Below are 19,447 nucleotides of genomic sequence, written 5' to 3'. Positions count from 1 at the left end.
GCCGACCACGTGCCGGGGCCCCGCTACCTCGACCACCCCGGGCCCATCGCGCTCGCGCACCGGGGGTGGTCGAGTGCGGGGCTCGAGAACTCGATGGCAGCCTTCGCGGCCGCCGTCGAGCTCGGCTACGGGTACGTCGAGACCGACGTGCACGCGACCCGCGACGGCGTCGCGGTGGCGTTCCACGACACGACGCTCGACCGGGTGACCGACGGCTCGGGCGCCGTCGCGTCGCTCGACTGGTCGACGGTGCGTCGCGCGCGGATCGGCGGCGTGGAGCCCGTGCCACGGCTCGAGGACCTCCTCGGGGCGTGGCCGGGCCTGCGCGTCAACATCGACGTCAAGGCCGCCTCGGCGATCGGCCCCACCGTCGACGTCATCGAGCGTACGGGCGCGCACGACCGGGTCTGCATCGCGTCGTTCTCCGACGCACGCCGACGCGCCGTGGTCCGGCGCCTGTCACGTCCGGTCGCGACGTCCGCGGGCAACGGCACGGTCGCCGCGTTCCTCGTGGGCGCCCGCTCCGGCGCGGTCAGCCGGCGCGTGCTCCGCACCGTCGACTGCCTGCAGGTCCCCGAGCGCTCCGGGCGCGTCCGGGTCGTCACGCGCGCCACCGTCGAGGCGGCGCACGCCGCCGGCGTCCAGGTGCACGTGTGGACCGTCAACGACGCGGACGCCATGCACCGCCTGCTCGACCTCGGGGTCGACGGCCTCGTGAGCGACCGGTCCGACGTGCTGCGCGACGTCCTCACCGAGCGTGGGGAGTGGCACGGGGCCTGAGGCCCCGTGCCACCCGACTACAGCCCCAGGGCCGCCGCGACGTCGGCCCGGACGGCGTCGAGGCGCTCGCGCGCGACCCGGCGGGCCGCCCCGACCGTGTCGACGTCGTCAGCGCCGTCGCCGGGCGCCTCGACGGGGACGATCACCTCGAGGTAGCACTTGACCTTGGGCTCCGTGCCCGACGGGCGAACGACCACGCGTGTGCCGTCGGCGGCGACGAGCCGCAGGCCGTCCGTGGGCGGCAGGCCCTCGGGCCCGTCGACGCTGCCCTGCGACAGGTCGGTGAGCTCGACCACGGGCGAGCCCGCGAGCGTCGCCGGCGGTGCGCTGCGCACGCGCGCCATCGTCTGCGGGATCTGGTCGAGGTCCGCGAACCGTGCCGAGAGCTGGTCGGTCAGGTGCAGGCCGTGCCGGACGGCGAGGTCGTCGAGGAGGTCGATGAGCGTGCGACCCTCCGCGTGCACGCGCGCGGCGAGCTGCGCCAGGAGCAGCGCGGCGCTCAGGCCGTCCTTGTCCCTGACCACGCCCGGGTCGACGCAGTAGCCGAGGGCCTCCTCGTAGCCGAACACGAGGCCGTCGACGCGTGAGATCCATTTGAACCCCGTGAGCGTCGAGCGGTGCTCGAGCCCGTGGTCGGCCGCGATGCGCGCGAGCAGGCGTGAGGACACGATCGAGCTCGCCAGCACCCCGCCGCTGCCCTCGCTCCGGCGCGCGACGTCCTCGCCCAGCAGGGCGCCGACCTCGTCGCCGTGCAGCATGCGCCAGCCCTCGTCGCGTGCGGCACCGGGGCCGGACGCCGAGCCGCGTGCGGTCAGGCGCGGGTCGCGCACCGCGACCGCGCAGCGGTCGGCGTCGGGGTCGTTCGCGAGGACGAGGTCCGCGTCGACCTCCTGCGCGAGCGCGAGGGCCAGGTCGATCGCGCCGGGCTCCTCCGGGTTGGGGAACGCGACGGTCGGGAAGGTCGGGTCGGGCAGCGCCTGCTCCGCGACGATGTGCAGGTCCGAGAACCCGGCGCCGTGCAGCACGAGCTCGGCGACGTGCCCGCCGACGCCGTGCAGGGGTGTCAGGACGATGCGCAGGTCGCGGGGCGTCGTGGGGTCGGCGAGCGCGCCCACGGCCGCGAGGTACCCGTCGAGGACCTCCTCGCCGAGGACGGTCCAGCCGCCCTCCGAGCGCGGGACCGAGGCTACCGACGGCACGGCCGCGATGTGGGCCGCGATCGCCGCGTCGTAGGGCGGGACGATCTGCGAGCCCTGCCCGCTGTCGGTGACCACGCGCCCGCCCAGGTACACCTTGTACCCGTTGTCCTGCGGCGGGTTGTGGCTCGCCGTGACCATGACGCCCGCGTCGGCCCCGAGGTGCCGGACCGCGTAGGCGAGCACGGGCGTCGGCAGCGGTGCGGGCAGGAGCAGGGCGTGGCCGCCGGCCGCCATGACGACGGCTGCGGTGTCCCGGGCGAACACGTCGGAGTTGAACCGGGCGTCGTACCCGATGACGACGCGCGGTCCCTCGACGTCGAACGTGCCGTCGCCCTTGAGCTCGGCGAGCGCCTCGGTGAGGTACCGCACGAGGCCGGCGGCGGTGCGGATGACCACGGCGCGGTTCATGCGGTTGGGACCGCCGCCGAGCGCGCCGCGCAGCCCGGCGGTGCCGAACTCGAGGGTCCGCGCGAACCGGTCCGCGAGCTCGACGCGAGCCGCCTCGCGCAGAGCGGGGTCGCCGCCCTCGGCGACCGCGAGGAGCTCGGTGAGGTGCTCGGCGGTCTGCGGGTCCGGGTCGTCGTCGACCCAGGCGCGCACCGCGGCCGCGAGGTCGGGGTCCAGGGCGTCGGACGGCTGTGCGGTCGTCAGGTCCTCGGCCATCAGATCCTCCCCACGATGTCGGCGAGGAGCCGGCTGATGCGCGGTGCGGCGGCCTGACCCGCCTCGATCACCTCGGCGTGGGACAGCGGGACCGGGCTGATGCCCGCCGCGAGGTTGGTCACGAGCGAGATGGCGAGCACCTCGAGGCCCGCGTGGCGGGCGGCGATCGCCTCGATCGTCGTCGACATGCCCACGAGGTCCGCACCGAGCCGACCGGCCATCTGCACCTCGGCGGGCGTCTCGTAGTGCGGGCCGCGGAACTGCGCGTAGACGCCCTCGGCGAGCGTCGGGTCGACCTCGTGCGCGACGTCGCGCAGGCGCTGCGCGTACAGGTCGGTGAGGTCGACGAACGTCGCACCCTCGAGCGGGGACGTCGCGGTCAGGTTGAGGTGGTCGCGGATGAGGACGGGTGTCCCCGGCGCCCAGTCGGCGTTGAGGCCGCCGCAGCCGTTCGTCAGGACGACGGCGCGGGCACCGGTCGCCGCCGCCGTGCGCACGCCGTGCACGACGCGCCGCACGCCGCGGCCCTCGTAGAGGTGGGTGCGGGAGCCGAGGACGAGCGCGTGGGCGCCGCTGGGGAGCCGCACCGAGCGCAGCGTCCCGACGTGGCCGACCACGGCCGGGGCGCTGAACCCCGGGATCTCGTGGCTCGGCACCTCGGCGACGGTCTCGCCGACGAGCTCGGCCGCGCCGCCCCAGCCGGAGCCGAGGACCAGCGCGATGTCGTGGCGGGCCACACCCGTGGCCTCGGCGATGGCGGCGGCCGCCTCGCGGGCGACGTCGAAGGGGTCGGTGGTCGGGTCGTCGATCGCGGCGGGACCCGCGCTGCTCGTGGCGCTCATGAGCCCGAGGCTAGCGGGGCTGCGGCGTCCGTGCTGGGCCCCGGGGCCCAGCGGGTGCCCCGCGGGACGTGCCCGCGCGCAGCGTCGCGCGTCCCACGGCAGAATGCCGGGGTGACGTCGACGACACCCGGCCTGGCCGAGCCCGCACCGTCCGCACCCGTGCCCCCCGGGCGCCCGTCGCCGCGCGTGGTCGTCGTGGGCGGCGGCCCGGGCGGCTACGAGGCCGCGCTGGTCGCGCGCAGGTCCGGCGCCGACGTGACGATCGTCGAGCGCACGGGGTGGGGCGGCGCCGCCGTGCTCACGGACGTCGTCCCGTCCAAGACCCTCATCGCGACCGCGGAGTGGATGACCATCGCGGACCGGGCGCCGGAGCTGGGCATCCGCACCGCGGGCCTGCCGGTCGACGGGCCCGCCCGTGGGCACCAGGTCGACCTGGGCCGCGTGAACGCGCGCGTCGTCGAGCTCGCCGAGGCCCAGTCGGGCGACATCCGGGCGCGCCTCGAGCAGGAGGGCGTCGAGCTGCTCACGGGTGAGGGCCGCCTCGACGGGCCGCAGCGGGTCGTCGTGGGGGACCGCGTGCTCGAGGCCGACGTCGTGCTCGTCGCGACGGGTGCGACGCCCCGGACCCTGCCCGAGGCGCAGCCCGACGGCGAGCGGATCCTCACCTGGACCCAGCTGTACGGCCTGAGCGAGCTGCCCGAGCGGCTCGTCGTCGTCGGCTCGGGCGTCACCGGCGCGGAGTTCGCGGGCGCCTACAACGCGCTCGGCTCGGACGTCGTGCTCGTCTCCTCGCGCGACCGCGTGCTGCCGGGGGAGGACGCCGACGCCGCCGAGGTCATCGAGGAGGTGTTCCGGTCACGCGGGATGACGGTCCTGAGCCGGTCGCGTGCGGCGGGCGCACGGCGCACCGCCACGGGCGTGGAGGTCACGCTCGCGGACGGCCGCGTCGTCGAGGGCTCGCACTGCCTCATGGCGGTCGGGTCCGTCCCGGCGACGCGCGGCCTGGGTCTCGAGGAGGCCGGCGTGCGGCTGACGGGCTCGGGGCACGTCGAGGTCGACAAGGTCTCGCGGACGTCGGCGCGCGGGGTCTACGCGGCGGGGGACTGCACGGGCGTCCTGCCCCTCGCGTCCGTCGCGGCCATGCAGGGACGGATCGCGATGGCGCACGCGCTCGGCGACGCCGTGGTGCCGCTCGACCTGCGGGAGGTCGCGGCGAACATCTTCACGGCTCCCGAGATCGCCACCGTGGGCATGTCGCAGAAGGCGCTCGACGAGGCGGGCATCCGCTACGTGGCGAGCACGCTCGAGCTCGCGCGGAACCCGCGCGCGAAGATGCTCGGGATGAAGGACGGGTTCGTCAAGGTGTTCGCCCACGGGGCGACGGGCATCGTGCTCGGCGGGGTCGTGGTCGCGCCGCGGGCCGGCGAGCTCATCTTCCCGCTGACCCTCGCCGTGAGCCACCGCCTCACGGCCGACGAGATCGCGCAGTCGTTCACCGTGTACCCGTCGCTGTCGGGCTCGATCGCCGAGGTCGCGCGCGTGCTGCACCAGCGCCAGGACTGACGGGCGGGTCCGGCGCCCGCGGGGCCGTCGGGCGAACCCGCGCGACCTCAGGCGAACAGGCCGGACCCGACGAAGTCACCGGCCGCGATCGCGGCCTCGTCCCGGACGCCGGGCGGCACCGCGTACAGGCCGGACCCGGTGTGGCGCAGGTACTCGCTCAGCGCGTCGTCGCGGGCCAGCACCGTCTGCATCGGGACGTACTGGGAGCGTGGGTCCCGGACGTAGGCGAGGAAGAACAGGCCTGCGTCGAGCCGTCCGAGGCCGTCCGAGCCGTCGGTGTAGTTGTAGCCGCGGCGCAGCATGCGGGCGCCGCCGTTGCTCGTCGGGTGCGCGAGCCGCACGTGGGAGTCGACCGCGATGAGCGGCACCCCGTCCCGTCCGGCCGCGGCCATGTCCGGCTCGGTGTGCTCCTCGCCGCCCGAGAGGGGCGCCCCGGAGCCCTTGGTCCGGCCGATGATCGTCTCCTGCTCGCGCAGCGAGGACCGGTCCCACGTCTCGATGATCATGCGGATGCGCCGGGCGACGAGGTACGTGCCGTCGGCCATCCACGCCGCGTCACCGCCCTCGCCGGCGCCGTCGGTCGCCTGCGCCCACACGTGCTCGGTGAGCTGCTCCGGCTCCTCGGCCTTGAGGTTGGCGGTGCCGTCCTTGAAGCCGAACAGGTTGCGGGGCGTCGCCTGGCTCGTGGAGGTCGACGACGTGCGGCCGTAGCCGAGCTGGCTCCAGCGCACGGCTGCGGTGCCGAACGCGATCCGGGAGAGGTTCCGGATCGCGTGGACGGCGACCTGCGGGTCGTCCGCGCACGCCTGGACCACGAGGTCGCCGCCGCTGCGTGCGTCCTCGAGCGCGTCGCCGGGGAAGTGCGGCAGGTCAGCCAGGGCGGCCGGACGCCGACCGGCGAGCCCGAACCGGTCGGTCCCGTCGGCCGTCGTGAAGAGCGAGCCGCCGAACCCGAACGTGAGCGTGAGCCGGGCGGCGGGCAGGTCCAACGCCTCGCCCGTGTCGTCCGGTGGCGCGTCGTAGGGCCCCGAGTCCGGTCCGAGCTCGCCCGCGGGAAGGCCCCGGGTCATGCGCGCGGCGGCCACCGTCCACCGGCGGAGCAGGTCCACGAGGTCGTCGCGGGACGTCGTCGTGAGGTCCCAGGCCGCCATGTGGAGACGGTCCTGCGCGGGCGTGACGATGCCGGCCTGGTGACGCCCGACGAGCGCGTGCACGTCGGACGACCCGCCGCCCGGCACGGCTCCGCCGGCGCCGCCGGACCCGGCTGAGCCCGCCGAGAGGGCGCCGGAGCCCGCGGCCCAGCCCACCGCGCCCGCACCCGCGAGCCCCGCGACGCCGGCGCCGGCGAGGCCCAGGAGCGAGCGACGCGAGAACGAGCGTGCGGCAAGCCCGGCGTGCCCGGCGTGCCCGGGGTGCTCGGCGTGCTCGTCCGTGGCGTCGGCGGGCGTGCCCGCGGGACCGTGGTCGCCCATGGTCAGAGGACCACCGCGGCGGTCAGGCGCGAGAGCGGCTCGCCCAGGGCGTCGACGGCCGCAGCCAGGGCGCGCACCTCCTGCGTGCTGAGCTCCGTGTAGAGCCGGAAGCCGTCGCCCGCACGCTGCTCGTCGAGCAGGGCCTGGACCTCGCCGAACCGCTGGTCGAGCTCGTCGACGAGCTCCGGGTCCTTGGCCTCGACGACCTCGCGCAGCCCGTCGAACGCGACCTTGGCGCCGTCGACGTTCGCCTGGAAGTCCCACAGGTCGGTGTGCGACCAGATCTCCTCCTCGCCCGTGACCTTGCCCGTGGCGACCTCGTCGAGGAGGCTCTTCGCGCCGTTGCCGATCTGGTCGGCCGTGAGCGTGAACCCGGCGTCGTGCACGCGGTCGTAGAGGTCCTGGGTGTCCGTGACGAGCTGCGTCGCGTACCGGGTGCGCTCCTCGGCGGTCAGGGGCGTGTAGGCCGCTCCGCCGTTGGCCTCGGGCGCGGGCGCCCAGAGGTCCTTCTCGAGCACGTGCCACCCGGTCCACTCCGTCCCGGCCTCGACGTCCGCCTCACGCAGGTCCATGCGCGGGTCGAGGTCCCCGAACGACTCGGCGACCGGCTCGATGCGCTCCCAGTGGACGCGTGTCGGGGCGTAGGCGGCGCGCGCCGTCTCGTCGTCGCCCGCGACGTACGCGTCCGAGAACGCCTGGGTCGCGGCGAGGAGCTGCGCGGCCTGGTCCTTGACGTAGGCGACGTACGCGTCGCTCGCGGCTGCGAGCTGCTCGGCCGTGTCACCCGTGGGCCCGACGTCGACGCCCGAGTCCGTCACCGTGAAGTCCGCGCGGATGCCGTCGCCGACCATGCCGGGCTTGCAGGCCGTGACGTAGGTGCCGGCCGGCGCCGTGACGACGAGGTCGCGCGAGATGCCGGGCCCCACGTTCTCGACCTCGGACACGATGCGCAGGCCGTCCTCGGCGAGCAGGTAGAACTCGGTGACCTCGTCGCCGGAGTTGGTGACCTCGAAGACGAGGGTGCCTGACGGCGCCTCGGGTGCCGAGAGCGTGCACGCGTCGGCGCTCGAGTCGACGGTGATCGTCGTCGGGCCGGTGCCCTCGGCGCCGTCCGCGCCGGTGGGGGCGGGGTCGTTGGCGACGCAGCCGGCGAGGGCCGTCACCAGGAGTGCGGCCGGGGCGATCGCCGCCGCGCCGCGCAGCCGGCGGGCCGTGCGCGCGCCCGGGCGCTGCGTGGTCGCGCGGGCGTCGTCGTCGCCGGTCGGGCGGGCCGTGGTGGGGTGCGGGTTCATGGTCTGCGCGGTCTCCGAGGTGAGGTCGCCCGCCTCCGCGACCGGGGACCGGTGCGGGCGGTGGGGCGGGGGCGATGGCGGGGCGGGTGCGATGGCGGGCGGGTGCGATGGCGGGCAGGAGCGGTGGGGTGGTGCAGGCGTGGCCCGTCGGGCCTGGTGCCGCGGTGCGGCCGCGTCGCTCAGGAGGCGAGGGCGCCGGTCGTGGCGGGCGCCGCCGCGGGGGCGGTCGGAGCCGGGCCGGCGCGTCGTCCCCACACGGTGCGGGCGTAGAGGGTCGCCGTCGGGACGAGGTAGGTGGTCCAGGCGGCGAGCTCGAGCCAGGTCGTGGCGGGCGAGAAGTTGAAGATGCCCTTGAGCAGCGTCCCGTACCAGCTCTGCGGAGGGACGGCCGCGCTGACGTCGAAGGCGAGGGCGCCGAGGCCGGGGAGGATGCCCGCCTCCTGGAGGTCGTGCACGCCGTAGGAGAGCACGCCGGCGGCGACCACGACGAGGAAGAGGCCCGTCCAGGCGAAGAACACCCGGAGGTTGAGCCGGACGGCGCCCCGGTAGATGGCCCAGCCCAGCACCGTCGCGGTCGCGAGGCCGAGCACGGCACCTGTGAGCGGGCGCGTCGTCGAGCCGGTCGCCTCGGCGGCCGCCCAGAGGAAGAGCGCGGTCTCGAGCCCCTCACGGCCCACGGCGAGGAGCGTCGTGACGAGGACCGCCCAGCGGCCGGCGGTCAGGGCGTCGTCGAGCCGTGCGTGCAGGTCGGCCTTGAGGTGCCGGGCCGTCTTGCCCATCCAGAAGATCATCCAGGTGAGCAGGCCGACGGCCAGGATGGACAGCGTGCCGCCGATGGCCTCCTGCGCCTCGAACGTGAGGCCCGAGGGGCCCCAGGTGAGGAGCGCGCCGAGCGCGAGCGACGCGAGCACTGCCGTCGCGACGCCGAGCCAGACCTGGCCCACCAGGTCGCGGCGACCCGAGCGCACCAGGTACGCGACGAGGATGCCGACGACGAGGGCGGCCTCGAGGCCCTCACGCAGTCCGATCAGGTAGTTCGCGAGCATCGTCCGCCGGTTCGCCCAGGTCCTCGGAGTGAGGAGTGCCTTACCTAACGCGGAGAGCGTAGCGCACGTCGTCCGGGGCGGGTCGCCCGGCGTGCATCGCGGGTGCTCAGGCCGTCTCGACGATCGAGCGCAGCGCAGGCCAGGCGTCGCCGAAGGCGACCAGCAGGGGGCGCCGGTCCACGTCGTCGAGGCCGACCCAGGCGATCTCGAGGCTCTCCGGGTCCGTGGCGCGGGGGTCCTGAGGACCCGTCGCCCGTGCGACGACCGTCGTGTAGGCCCACGGGCCGTGGTCGAGGACCCGCGTCGTGACGACCTCGAGGGCCCCGGGATCGATGCCCGCCTCCTCGGTCGCCTCGCGCAACGCGCCGCGGACGGCGTCCTCGCCGGGCGCGAGCGCCCCGCCGGGCAGCCCCCACGTCCCGCCCTGGTCGCTCCACAGCGCGCGGTGCTGCAGCACGACGTCGAACCGGGCGGGATCGGACGCGCCGGACGCACCGCGGTCCCGGAACAGGAGGAGCCCGGCGGCACCGTGCAGGCCCCAGTGACGCCGCCCGCACGCGCAGTCGACCCAGCCGTCACCCGCCTGCCGGTGCAGCCCGCCGGTGGGCGCTGGGCTCACGGCGTGTCAGCCGACGATCTCGCAGATCGCGGTGCCGGCGCTCACGCTCGCGCCGACGCCCGCGGTGAGGCGCTGGACCGTCCCCGCACGGTGCGCGACGAGCGGCTGCTCCATCTTCATCGCCTCGAGCACGACGACGAGGTCGCCCTCGCTGACCTGCGCACCGTCGGCGACGGCGACCTTGACGATCGTGCCCTGCATGGGTGAGGCGAGCGTCGTACCGTTGGCCGACGCGGCGGGCGCACGGACGACCGTGCGGCGCGCACGCTGGGGCCGCGTGGACAGGCCGCCGCGGCTGCGTGACGAGCCGAGGCCCATGCCCGCCGGGAGCACGACCTCGATCCGCTTGCCGCCGACCTCGACGACGACACGCTCGGTCGCGGCCTCGGCGGGCTCGTCGGCGGGCGCCTGCGCGGCGACCGGCTCGGCCCCGGGCCGCAGGCCCACCAGCCGGTCGGCGAACGCGGTCTCGATCCACCGCGTATGGATCGTGAACGGCTCAGCCGGGTCGACGGGCACGAAGGCCGTCTCCTCGAGCACGGCGCGGTGGAACGGGACGACTGTCGGGATGCCCACGACCTCGAGCTCGGCGAGCGCCCGCCGGGCCCGCTCGACCGCCTGCGTGCGCGTGGCACCGGTGACGACGAGCTTCGCGATCATCGAGTCGAACGCACCCGAGACGGTGTCCCCCTCGACGACACCGCTGTCGACGCGCACACCGGGGCCTGCGGGCAGCCGCAGCCGCGTGATCCGCCCGGGGGACGGCAGGAACCCCGCGGCCGGGTCCTCGCCGTTGATGCGGAACTCGATCGAGTGGCCCCGCACCTCGACGGTGTCGTAGCCCAGCGGCTCGCCGGCGGCGATGCGCAGCTGCTCGCGCACCAGGTCGACGCCGGTGACCTCCTCGGTCACGGGGTGCTCGACCTGGAGGCGCGTGTTGACCTCGAGGAACGAGACGGTGCCGTCGGTCGCGACGAGGAACTCGCACGTGCCCGCCCCGACGTAGCCGGCCTCGCGCAGGATCGCGATGGACGACCGCCGCAGGAGCTCCTCCTGGTCGGGTGTGAGGAACGGCGCCGGGGCCTCCTCGACGAGCTTCTGGTGGCGCCGCTGCAGCGAGCAGTCGCGCGTCGAGACCACGACGACCGTCCCGTGCGCGTCGGCCAGGCACTGGGTCTCGACGTGCCGTGGTGCGTCGAGGTAGCGCTCGACGAAGCACTCGCCGCGGCCGAAGGCGGCGGTCGCCTCACGCACCGCGGACTCGTACATCTCGGCGATCTCCGCGGCCTCACGGGCGACCTTGAGGCCGCGCCCGCCGCCGCCGAACGCGGCCTTGATCGCGATGGGCAGGCCGTGGCGCGCGGCGAACTCCTCGACCTCGGCGACGCCCTGCACCGGGTCGGGCGTACCGGCCACGAGGGGCGCACCTGCGCGCTGCGCGATGTGCCGTGCGCTCACCTTGTCGCCGAGCGCCTCGATGGCCGCGGGCGGCGGGCCGATCCACGTGAGGCCGGCGTCGATGACCGCCTGGGCGAACGCGGCGTTCTCGGCGAGGAAGCCGTAACCCGGGTGCACGGCGTCGGCGCCGGAGCGGCGGGCGATGTCGACGAGCTCCGCGGCGTCGAGGTAGGTCTCGGCTGCGCGGGCACCGCCGAGGGCGTACGCCTCGTCGGCGAGCCGGACGTGGAGGGACTCGCGGTCCTGGTCGGCGTAGACCGCGACGCTGGCCACGCGCGCGTCGGCGCAGGCGCGGGCGATGCGGACGGCGATCTCACCGCGGTTGGCGATGAGGACCTTGCGGATGGCGGGCACGGCTCACCGTAACGTCACGGCGTGCCTGGTGGCCGCACGGGGCCCACGGAGCGGCCCACCTTTGGTGGAATCGGCAACCGGGCTCCGCGGGCCTTTGTCGGGATCGCCAGTCGGGGTGTCACCCGGCCGTGTCGCGCGGGCTCCACAGGTCGGCCATCGTGAGCCCGAGCTGGACCAGGAGGTCGCGCAGCACGGGCAGACTGAGGCCGACGACGCCGTGGTGGTCGCCCTCGATGCCCGTGACGAACGGGCCCCCGAGGCCGTCGACCGTGAAGGCGCCCGCGACCTCGAGCGGCTCGCCGGTCGCCACGTAGGCGTCGATCTCGGCGTCGGACAGGTCGGCGAAGTGCACGAGGGTCGACGACGTCGCACCGATGGTGCCCGCCTCACCGGGGCGCAGGTCGACGAGCCAGTGGCCCGTGTGCAGCACGCCCGAGCGGCCACGCATCCGGCGCCAGCGGTCCACGGCGTCGGCCGCGTCGGCAGGCTTGCCGTACGCGGAGCCGTCGAGCTCGAGCAGGGAGTCGCACCCCAGCACGAGGAGGTCGTCGGGCGCACCGTCGAGCCCCTCGGCGCGCTCGGCGACGGCCTGCGCCTTGGCCTGCGCGAGGAGGAGCACCGCGTCGGCGGTGCCCAGCACGCCGAACCGCTCGGCTGCGGACGCGAGCACGGCGTCCTCGTCGACGCCCGAGACCTCGACGAGCGGCTCGACGCCCGCGGAGCGCAGGGTGGCGCGGCGGGCGGGGGACGCGGAGGCGAGCAGCAGCGAGGTCACCGCGGCAGGGTATGCCGTCGGCGGCCCCGGTGCGTGCTCCGCCCGGCCGCGTCCCGACGCCGTGCCCGTGCTAGACGAGCGCCTCCCGCAGCACGTCGAGCCCGACCGAGCCGAGCGCGAGGGCGCGCGCGTGGAACGCCTTGAGGTCGAGCTCCTCGCCGCGTGCGACGGCGGCGGCCCTGGCCTCGTCGCGTGCGGCCTCCCACAGGCGCTGGCCGATCTTGTACGCGGGTGCCTGGCCGCCCCAGCCCAGGTAGCGGTTGAGCTCGAAGCGCAGGAAGCTCTCGGGCATCGCGACGTTGGCCTTGAGGAACTCCCACGCCTTGTCGTGGTCCCACGTGCCGCCGCCCCATCGCTCGGGGCACGGCAGGCCGAGGTGCACGCCGATGTCGAGGACGACGCGCGCGGCGCGCATCCGCTGGCCGTCGAGCATGCCGAGGCGGTCGCCCGGGTCGTCCATGAAGCCCAGGTCGGCCATCAGCCGCTCGGCGTACAGGGCCCAGCCCTCGCCGTGGCCGCTGACCCAGCACGCGAGCCGTCGCCAGCTGTTCAGGGTCGCGCGCTCGCACACCGCCTGGCCGATCTGCAGGTGGTGGCCCGGGACGCCCTCGTGGTAGACGGTCGTCTTCTCGCGCCACGTCGTGAAGCTCGTGACCTCGGGCGGCACCGACCACCACATGCGGCCCGGTCGCGTGAAGTCGTCCGACGGCCCCGTGTAGTAGATGCCGCCGTTCTGCGTGGGGGCGATGCGGCACTCGAGGCGCCGGATGGGCTCGGGGATGTCGAAGTGGACGCCGTCGAGGGCGGTGATCGCCGCGTCGGACGTCGCCTGCATCCAGGCGCGCAGGGCGTCCGTGCCGTCGAGGACCCGGCTCGGGTCGGCGTCGAGCACGGTGATCGCGTCGGCGATGCTCGCGCCCGGCCCGGCGACGGTCGCGGCGACGGCCTCCTGCTCCGCGATCACGCGGTCGAGCTCCTCGAGGCCCCACGCGTACGTCTCCTCGAGGTCGACGCGCGCACCCAGGAAGTAGCGCGACCACAGCGCGTACCGCTCGCGGCCGAAGGCGTCGGACTCGGGCGCCTGGGGCAGGAGCTCGTCCTGGAGGAAGGTGGCGAGGTCGGCGTAGGCCGCCCGGGCGGCCGTCGCCCCCTCGCTCAGGTCCCGCCGGATCGCCTGGCAGGCGGACGAGTCGTCGAGAGCGGCGTCGACGGCGCCACCCTCGACGAACCCGATGAAGAAGGACCCGTCCCCGGCGAGCTCGCGTGCCTGGTCGACCCCCTCGCGCACCTGACGCGCCGCGGCGACGCGGCCGCGCGAGGCGGCCAGGCGCAGCGACTCGACGACGCCCGCCGCAGCCTGGGGCAGGGCGTTGAGCCGCGCCGCGACGTTCTCCCAGTGCTCGGGGGTCGAGGTCGGCATGAGGTCGAAGATGTCGCGCATCTCCTGGAGCGGGGACGCGATGTTGTTGAGCGCGCCGATCCACTCGTCGGCGTCGTGCAGCTCGAGCTCGAGCCCGATGCGCTCGCGCATCGCGGCGACCGTCACGCGGTCGACGTCGTCGCTGACGGGGGCGGCGTCGAGCTCGGCGAGCACGGCCCGCGCGGCATCCGCCTGCGCAGACCAGCCCGCGGGGGAGTAGTCGGTCATCAGGTGGTCGTAGCCGTCGAGGCCCATGGCCGTGGCTGCGAGCGGGTTGAGCCGCGCCGCGGTGAGGACGTAGGCGTCGGCGATCGCGTCGACCGCGGTGGGTGTGCGCGGTGCTCCCGACGGGGTGCTGGTGGGGGTGGCAGAGGTCATGCGACCGACCCTATTCCCACGTCCGGACGCTCGACGCCGTCGCCCTCGCCGTGGCCCGTGACCCGTGACCCGCGAGCGGCGTCGGGCCGCGTCAGCTGCGCGCGCTCCAGCGCCACGCGTCGGCCGAGGGCTGCCACGTCCCGGTGGGCTCGACGGCGGCGCGCCAGCGGCGGCGGCCGACGGCGGCGGCGTCGTGCGTGCGACGGCCCGTACCCGCGGCGCCCGCGCCGGCCACGAGGCCCGCGACGAGTGCGGCGAGCTCGTCGTCGTCCGCCGTGCCGCGCACGACGCGCAGGTGGGTCTGGGGCGTGGCCTCGTCGTCGCTCACGCGTCCGGCTCCTCGTCGTCCTCGTCCTCGTCCTCGTCGAAGAGCACGGGGCCGCCGCGCGCCGAGCCCCACTCGGGCACGGTGAAGCCCTGGTCGAGCAGGCGGCGGGCGATCTCCGCGCCCGCCTCGTCGATGAGACCGAGCACGGACGTCAGGGTCACCTCGGGGCTGTGCGCCTGCCCCGTGACGACGAAGCCCAGGTGGAACGTGTCGAGGTCGTCCTCGTCGTGGTCGTGCCCGTCGTCCTCGAGGTCGCCCTCGGCGTCGTGCCCGTCGACGGTCATGCCGGTGAGCTCGGCGTGCATCCCGAGCCGGTCGTGGATGAGCTGGTACAGGGTCGCGTTGAGCCGGGCGACGTGCGACTCGAGGGCCAGGACGCGGGGGTCGACGTCGGCCTCCGCAGCGCCGAACTCACCGCGGACGCCGGCCGCCGTGTCGACGTAGGCGTGCAGCGTCGCGGCGATGTCGTCGACGGCGCGGTGCAGGTCGGCGGGGTCGAGCTCGCGGAGCGGCTCCTCGCCGTGCGAGCCGTGCGAGCCGTGCGATCCGTGCTCGTCGGGCCCCGGCTGCCCCGGGTGGTCGTCGTGGCCGCCGGTCACAGCGGGATGTTCCCGTGCTTCTTGGGCGGCATGGCGCCGCGCTTGGTGCGCAGCGCACGCAGCGCGCGGACGATCTGCACGCGCGTCTGCGACGGCGCGATGACGGCGTCGACGAACCCGCGGTCGGCCGCCTCGTACGGGTTCACCAGGGCATCCTCGTACTCGTGCGTGAGCCGCGCGCGCTCGGCGTCGACGTCGCCCCCGGCGTCGGCCACCGCCTTGAGCGCGCCGCGCTGCAGGATGTTGACGGCACCACCGGCGCCCATGACCGCGACCTGGGCCGTGGGCCAGGCGAGGTTGACGTCCGCGCCGAGCTGCTTCGAGCCCATGACGATGTACGCGCCGCCGTACGCCTTGCGGGTGATGACCGTGACGAGGGGGACCGTCGCCTCGGCGTACGCGTAGATGAGCTTCGCGCCCCGGCGGATGATCCCGTTCCACTCCTGGTCGGTGCCGGGGAGGAACCCGGGCACGTCCACGAACGTCAGGACCGGGATGTTGAAGGCGTCGCACGTCCGCACGAAGCGTGCGGCCTTCTCGGCCGCGTTGATGTCGAGCGTCCCGGCCATCTGGAGCGGCTGGTTGGCGACGACGCCGACCGGGCGGCCCTCGACGTGGCCGAACCCGATGAGCACGTTCTGCGCGTACAGCGGCTGGACCTCGAGGAGCTCGCCGTGGTCGAGGACGTGCTCGACGACCGTGCGCATGTCGTAGGGCTGCGAGTCGGAGTCGGGGACGATCGTGTCGAGCTCCTCGTCCGCCTCGGTCACCTCGAGCGCACCCGGGAGCGCGTCGTCGTCCTCCCAGACGGGCGGGTCCGCGAGGTTGTTGGAGGGCAGGTAGCCGACGAGCGCCTTGACGTAGTCGATCGCGTCGTCCTCGTCGGCGCCGAGGTAGTGCGCCACGCCCGAGCGGGCGTTGTGCGTGAGCCCGCCGCCGAGCTCCTCGAACCCGACGTCCTCGCCGGTGACGGCGCGGATGACGTCGGGCCCCGTGATGAACATGTTCGAGGTGCCGTCGGCCATCACGATGAAGTCGGTGAGGGCGGGCGAGTACACGGCGCCGCCCGCGCTGGGGCCGAGGATGAGCGAGATCTGGGGGATGACGCCCGACGCCGCGACGTTGCGGCGGAAGATCTCCGCGAACTGCGTGAGCGCGCCGACGCCCTCCTGGATGCGCGCGCCGCCGCCGTCGAGGATCCCGATGAGCGGCACGCCCGTGCGCAGCGCGAGGTCCATGACCTTGGTGATCTTCTGGCCGTGCGCCTCCCCGAGGGACCCGCCGAAGACCGTGAAGTCCTGGCTGTACACGGCGACCTGGCGGCCGTCGATCGTCCCGTGCCCGGTGACGACGCCGTCGCCGGCCGGTCGCCTCGCGTCCATGCCGAACGCCGTCGAGCGGTGCCGCACGAACGTGTCGAGCTCGGTGAAGCTGCCCTCGTCGAGCAGGGCCGCGATCCGTTCCCGTGCCGTCTTCTTGCCGCGCGGGTGCTGCTTCGCGGCGGCGGCCTCCTCGGCGGCGTCGACCGCGGCCGAGGTCCGGCGTGCGAGGTCGGCGAGCTTGGCCGCGGTTCCGGTGGCGATCGGCGTCGTGCTCGTGGTCCCAGGTGCATCGGTCACGTGGACGAGGGTAGTTGTCGGGTCCCCACATGGTCTGTGCGGGACCCGCACGTGTCGGCCCGCGGCGGTGTGCCGATCCGTACAAGCGGCAGCCCGTGCGGGGCACGGCCGCGGCCCGGCTCGCCTAGCGTGGGGTCCGTGACGCTCCCACCTCTCGAGCAGGCTGCCGTCGGCTCGGCGCTCTCCGCGGCGCTCGCGGCCGTGTCCGCCGGAGGGACCCTGGCGCCCGGTCGGTTCGTCGTCGTCCCGCGTGCGGAGTCGACCTCCACGGACCTCGTGGCGGCGGTGCGCGACGACGACGCGGCCTGGCCGGACAGGTCGGTGCTCGTCGCCGACCACCAGGTGGCGGGGCGCGGCCGCGCGGGCCGGACCTGGACGACCCCGCCCGGCACGGCTCTGACGTTCTCGGTGCTCCTGCGGCCGCAGGTGCCGCTCGAGCGGCTCGGGTGGGTCCCGCTGCTCGCCGGCCTCGCCGTCGTGCGCGCGCTCGGGGACGCGGGTGCCCGGGCGAGCGTGAAGTGGCCGAACGACGTCCTGGTGCCCGCCCCCGACGGCCTCGACCTGCCGGGGTGGGGGACGTCCCGCAAGGTCGCGGGCGTCCTCGGCGACCTCGTCACCGCGCCCGGCCGCACGGCCGTCGTGGTCGGCATCGGCATCAACGTCGCTCAGCAGGCGCGTGACCTGCCTGTCGAGAGCGCGACGTCGCTCGCCCTCGTGCTCGACGAGGCACCCGACCGGGTCGCGCTGCTCGCGGCGGTCGTCGGCCGCCTCGTCGAGCTGGACCAGCGGTGGCGGGCCGCGGACGGGGACGCGTGGGCGGCCGGCATCGGCGCCGAGTGCTCGGCGGCGTGCGCGACGCTCGGCCGACCGGTCCGGGTCGAGCTGCCCGGCGGTGGCGTGCTCCAGGGCCGCGCGGACGCGTTGGGACCCGACGGTGCGCTCGAGGTCGTCGACGCCGCGGGTCGGCGCGAGGCGGTCCGTGCCGGTGACGTGCGTCACGTCCGAGGCGTCGCGTGAACTAGCCTGTCGGGGTGCCAGCACCCGTCGGCGAGCCGTCCCAGGACGCTGAGGCCGGCGCGGGTCCCGTGGGTGGGCGCTCGACGCTCTCCAGCCTCGAGGACCAGCTGCTCGGTGGCCCCCGGACCCTGACGCTCGCCCAGCTCGCTGAGCGCGCCGGCGCGGACATCGCGGACGTCCGCCTCTTCTGGCACGCGCTCGGGCTGCCGACGACGTCGCCCGATGCCGTCGCGTACACCGACCGTGATGCCGAGGTCATCGCCGCCGTGATGGCCGCGCGCCGCCGGTACGAGGTCTCGGCGCGCACCGGCGTCTCACTGGTGCGCGCGATCGGGCACACGACGGACCGCCTCGTGCTGTGGCAGGTCGAGGCGCTCGTCGAGCACATGGTGGACCGTTACGCGCTCGACGACACGAGCGCGCGACTCGTGCTGCTGGACCGGCTCTCGGAGCTCGCGCCGCTGCTCGAGGAGCAGCTCGTGCACGCCTGGCGGCGTCAGGTCGTGGCGATCGCGGGCCGCTTCGCCGAGGAGTTCGCGTCGGCGCGCGTCGCGTCGTCCGCGGACGAGCTCCCGCTCGCGCGCGCCGTGGGTTTCGCGGACATCGTGTCCTTCACGACGCGCACGGCCGGCCTGGGCTCGACCGCGCTCGCGGACTTCGTGCAGAGCTTCGAGATGCGCGCGCGGGACGTGGTGACGGCGGCCGGCGGGCGCGTCGTCAAGACCATCGGTGACGCGGTGCTCTTCGTGGCGGACGACGCGGTGACGGGTGCGCGCGTGGCGCTCGGCCTCGCGGCTGCGTTCGGTGCGCAGACGCCCGTCCCGGTGCGCGTCGGCTTCGTGTGGGGCCGGGTGCTCTCGCGGTTCGGCGACGTGTTCGGCCCGTCGGTCAACCTCGCGGCCCGGCTCACGGCCGAGGCGGAGCCGGGCGGCGTGCTGGTCGACGCGGCGACGGCGTCGCTGCTCGCGGCCCGGCGGGGCCAGGACCGGTCGGAGTACCGCCTCACGGAGCTCGCCGAGCGGGAGGTCCCCGGCCTGGGACGGCTGCGACCCGTGGAGATCGCGCAGGCCGGGCCGGCGGACGGGGCGTAGGCGGCAGGTCGCTGCGTGTCAGCCCGCGGCGCGTCAGCCTGCGGTGTCGAGGTCGACCGGCTCGATGAGCTCGGGACCGTCGGACCGCACGCTGTTCACCGTGGTCGAGACGGGCGTCGGGACGAGGCGGGGTGCCGGGCCGTGCAGCAGCGCGACGGCGGCCTCGGCGTCGTCCTGGTGCGGGTCGAGCCAGGCGGCCCAGTGCTCGGGGGCGAGCACGACGGGCCGGCGGTCGTGGATCTCGGCGAGCGCGGGGTCGTCGGTCGGGGCGCCGCCCGTGATGATCGTCGTGGTGACGAGCCATCGCAGCGGGTCGTCGTCGGCGCGTGACCGGTCCCGCCAGAACTCGTAGAGCCCCGCGAAGGCCAGCGGCCTGCCGTCGTCCGGGTGGATCCAGAACGGCTGCTTGGGCGTGCGGCTCGGTGCGCCCGCCGCGGGCTTGCGCCACTCGAAGTAGCCCTCGGCGGGGACGAGGCAGCGCCGGGCGACCACGGCCTTGCGGAACGCGGGCTTCTCGACGAGCGACTCGACGCGGGCGTTGATCATGCGTGCGCCCACGGACGGGTCCTTCGCCCAGCCGGGGACGAGGCCCCACCGGGCGAGGCGCAGCGACCGCTCCGCGGCGCCGTCGGCCCCGTGCTCCTTGGCCCGCGACGACTCCTCGGACCCGGGCGACGCCCCGGGCCCCGTGGGACGGGGCGCGCGCTCGACGACGACGCGCACGGGGTCGGTCGGCGCGACGTTCCACGACGCCGGGAGGCCGAGCGCGTCCTCGGCGATGGCCTCAGGGGCGACGTCGAACGCCGCGGCGAGCTCCTGGGCCTTCCGGAACGAGGCGTAGCGACCGCACATGGGTGTCAGCATGCCGCGCACCCCTGACATCCGGCACCCGGCGCCGGCGCCGGTGCGGTCGAATCGATCCGATGTCATAC

The 19,447-nt window shown here is 75.3% G+C and carries 17 protein-coding genes; 4 read left to right on the top strand and 13 right to left on the bottom strand.

Annotated features, from left to right (window positions below; all coding sequences use genetic code 11):
• Positions 1–9: 9 nt before the first annotated feature.
• Positions 10–780, top strand: coding sequence for a glycerophosphodiester phosphodiesterase family protein (locus tag FZ988_RS01550; RefSeq protein ID WP_246169077.1), 771 nt, complete (start codon positions 10–12; stop codon positions 778–780).
• A 17-nt stretch (positions 781–797) separates the two neighbouring features.
• Here the strand turns inward: FZ988_RS01550 and FZ988_RS01545 are convergent, their stop codons facing one another.
• Complete coding sequence (locus FZ988_RS01545; protein WP_149202235.1) at positions 798–2,642, bottom strand: phospho-sugar mutase; 1,845 nt, start codon at positions 2,640–2,642, stop codon at positions 798–800.
• On the bottom strand, positions 2,642–3,484 hold the full coding sequence (locus FZ988_RS01540; RefSeq protein ID WP_149202234.1) for a purine-nucleoside phosphorylase: 843 nt from the start codon (positions 3,482–3,484) through the stop codon (positions 2,642–2,644). The genes FZ988_RS01545 and FZ988_RS01540 overlap by 1 nt, the downstream gene beginning before the upstream one ends.
• A 111-nt stretch (positions 3,485–3,595) precedes the next feature.
• Here FZ988_RS01540 and FZ988_RS01535 point away from each other — a divergent pair, with 111 nt between their 5' ends.
• Positions 3,596–5,047 (top strand): NAD(P)H-quinone dehydrogenase, encoded by a 1,452-nt coding sequence (locus tag FZ988_RS01535; RefSeq protein ID WP_425457925.1) that lies wholly within the window; start codon positions 3,596–3,598, stop codon positions 5,045–5,047.
• A 47-nt stretch (positions 5,048–5,094) separates the two neighbouring features.
• Here the strand turns inward: FZ988_RS01535 and efeB are convergent, their stop codons facing one another.
• The 10 genes from efeB to FZ988_RS01485 form a co-directional block, all read right to left on the bottom strand.
• Positions 5,095–6,519 (bottom strand): iron uptake transporter deferrochelatase/peroxidase subunit, encoded by a 1,425-nt coding sequence (efeB, locus tag FZ988_RS01530; RefSeq protein WP_149202233.1) that lies wholly within the window; start codon positions 6,517–6,519, stop codon positions 5,095–5,097.
• A gap of 2 nt (positions 6,520–6,521) precedes the next feature.
• Positions 6,522–7,811 (bottom strand): iron uptake system protein EfeO, encoded by a 1,290-nt coding sequence (efeO, locus tag FZ988_RS01525; protein WP_149202232.1) that lies wholly within the window; start codon positions 7,809–7,811, stop codon positions 6,522–6,524.
• Positions 7,812–7,990: 179 nt separating this feature from the next.
• On the bottom strand, positions 7,991–8,857 hold the full coding sequence (gene efeU, locus FZ988_RS01520; RefSeq protein ID WP_149202231.1) for an iron uptake transporter permease EfeU: 867 nt from the start codon (positions 8,855–8,857) through the stop codon (positions 7,991–7,993).
• 106 nt (positions 8,858–8,963) lie between these two features.
• Positions 8,964–9,476, bottom strand: a complete 513-nt coding sequence (locus FZ988_RS01515; protein WP_149202230.1) for an NUDIX hydrolase — start codon at positions 9,474–9,476, stop codon at positions 8,964–8,966.
• Between the two features lie 6 nt (positions 9,477–9,482).
• Positions 9,483–11,288 carry an acetyl/propionyl/methylcrotonyl-CoA carboxylase subunit alpha gene (locus FZ988_RS01510; RefSeq protein ID WP_223145005.1) on the bottom strand — a complete coding sequence of 602 codons (1,806 nt, stop codon included), beginning with the start codon at positions 11,286–11,288 and terminating at the stop codon, positions 9,483–9,485.
• Between the two features lie 118 nt (positions 11,289–11,406).
• Positions 11,407–12,063, bottom strand: a complete 657-nt coding sequence (locus tag FZ988_RS01505; RefSeq protein ID WP_149202229.1) for a Maf family protein — start codon at positions 12,061–12,063, stop codon at positions 11,407–11,409.
• A gap of 70 nt (positions 12,064–12,133) precedes the next feature.
• Positions 12,134–13,861, bottom strand: coding sequence for a DUF885 domain-containing protein (locus tag FZ988_RS01500; protein ID WP_149202228.1), 1,728 nt, complete (start codon positions 13,859–13,861; stop codon positions 12,134–12,136).
• Between the two features lie 91 nt (positions 13,862–13,952).
• A complete protein-coding gene (locus tag FZ988_RS01495; RefSeq protein ID WP_188078933.1) occupies positions 13,953–14,189 on the bottom strand; it encodes an acyl-CoA carboxylase epsilon subunit in 237 nt (78 codons plus the stop codon).
• Positions 14,186–14,788 (bottom strand): hypothetical protein, encoded by a 603-nt coding sequence (locus FZ988_RS01490; RefSeq protein ID WP_149202226.1) that lies wholly within the window; start codon positions 14,786–14,788, stop codon positions 14,186–14,188. The genes FZ988_RS01495 and FZ988_RS01490 overlap by 4 nt, the downstream gene beginning before the upstream one ends.
• The gene (locus tag FZ988_RS01485; RefSeq protein ID WP_149202225.1) at positions 14,785–16,407 is read right to left on the bottom strand and encodes an acyl-CoA carboxylase subunit beta; all 1,623 of its coding nucleotides are present in this window, start codon (positions 16,405–16,407) and stop codon (positions 14,785–14,787) included. The genes FZ988_RS01490 and FZ988_RS01485 overlap by 4 nt, the downstream gene beginning before the upstream one ends.
• A gap of 138 nt (positions 16,408–16,545) precedes the next feature.
• Between FZ988_RS01485 and FZ988_RS01480 the strand changes: the two genes are divergently transcribed.
• Together FZ988_RS01480 and FZ988_RS01475 are read left to right on the top strand one after the other, a co-directional pair.
• A complete protein-coding gene (locus FZ988_RS01480) occupies positions 16,546–17,424 on the top strand; it encodes a biotin--[acetyl-CoA-carboxylase] ligase (protein WP_246169075.1) in 879 nt (292 codons plus the stop codon).
• 14 nt (positions 17,425–17,438) lie between these two features.
• A complete protein-coding gene (locus FZ988_RS01475; RefSeq protein ID WP_149202223.1) occupies positions 17,439–18,515 on the top strand; it encodes an adenylate/guanylate cyclase domain-containing protein in 1,077 nt (358 codons plus the stop codon).
• 33 nt (positions 18,516–18,548) lie between these two features.
• Here FZ988_RS01475 and FZ988_RS01470 read toward each other — a convergent pair whose 3' ends face one another.
• Complete coding sequence (locus tag FZ988_RS01470; protein WP_342781110.1) at positions 18,549–19,379, bottom strand: SOS response-associated peptidase; 831 nt, start codon at positions 19,377–19,379, stop codon at positions 18,549–18,551.
• Positions 19,380–19,447: the final 68 nt, after the last annotated feature.

The organism is Actinotalea subterranea (genome assembly GCF_008364845.1).
Taxonomy (GTDB): Bacteria; Actinomycetota; Actinomycetes; order Actinomycetales; family Cellulomonadaceae; genus Actinotalea; species Actinotalea subterranea.
Note: the sequence above shows the minus strand (reverse complement) of the source record. Positions and strands in the feature narration are given on the sequence as shown.

Excerpts from the sequence above, each read along its gene's own strand:
- FZ988_RS01500 (WP_149202228.1), bottom strand. The coding sequence starts at position 13,861 with ATGACCTCTGCCACCCCCACCAGCACCCCGTCGGGAGCACCGCGCACA.
- FZ988_RS01545 (WP_149202235.1), bottom strand. The coding sequence starts at position 2,642 with ATGGCCGAGGACCTGACGACCGCACAGCCGTCCGACGCCCTGGACCCC.
- efeU (WP_149202231.1), bottom strand. The coding sequence starts at position 8,857 with ATGCTCGCGAACTACCTGATCGGACTGCGTGAGGGCCTCGAGGCCGCC.
- efeB (WP_149202233.1), bottom strand. The coding sequence starts at position 6,519 with ATGGGCGACCACGGTCCCGCGGGCACGCCCGCCGACGCCACGGACGAG.
- efeO (WP_149202232.1), bottom strand. The coding sequence starts at position 7,811 with ATGAACCCGCACCCCACCACGGCCCGCCCGACCGGCGACGACGACGCC.
- FZ988_RS01470 (WP_342781110.1), bottom strand. The coding sequence starts at position 19,379 with ATGCTGACACCCATGTGCGGTCGCTACGCCTCGTTCCGGAAGGCCCAG.
- FZ988_RS01540 (WP_149202234.1), bottom strand. The coding sequence starts at position 3,484 with ATGAGCGCCACGAGCAGCGCGGGTCCCGCCGCGATCGACGACCCGACC.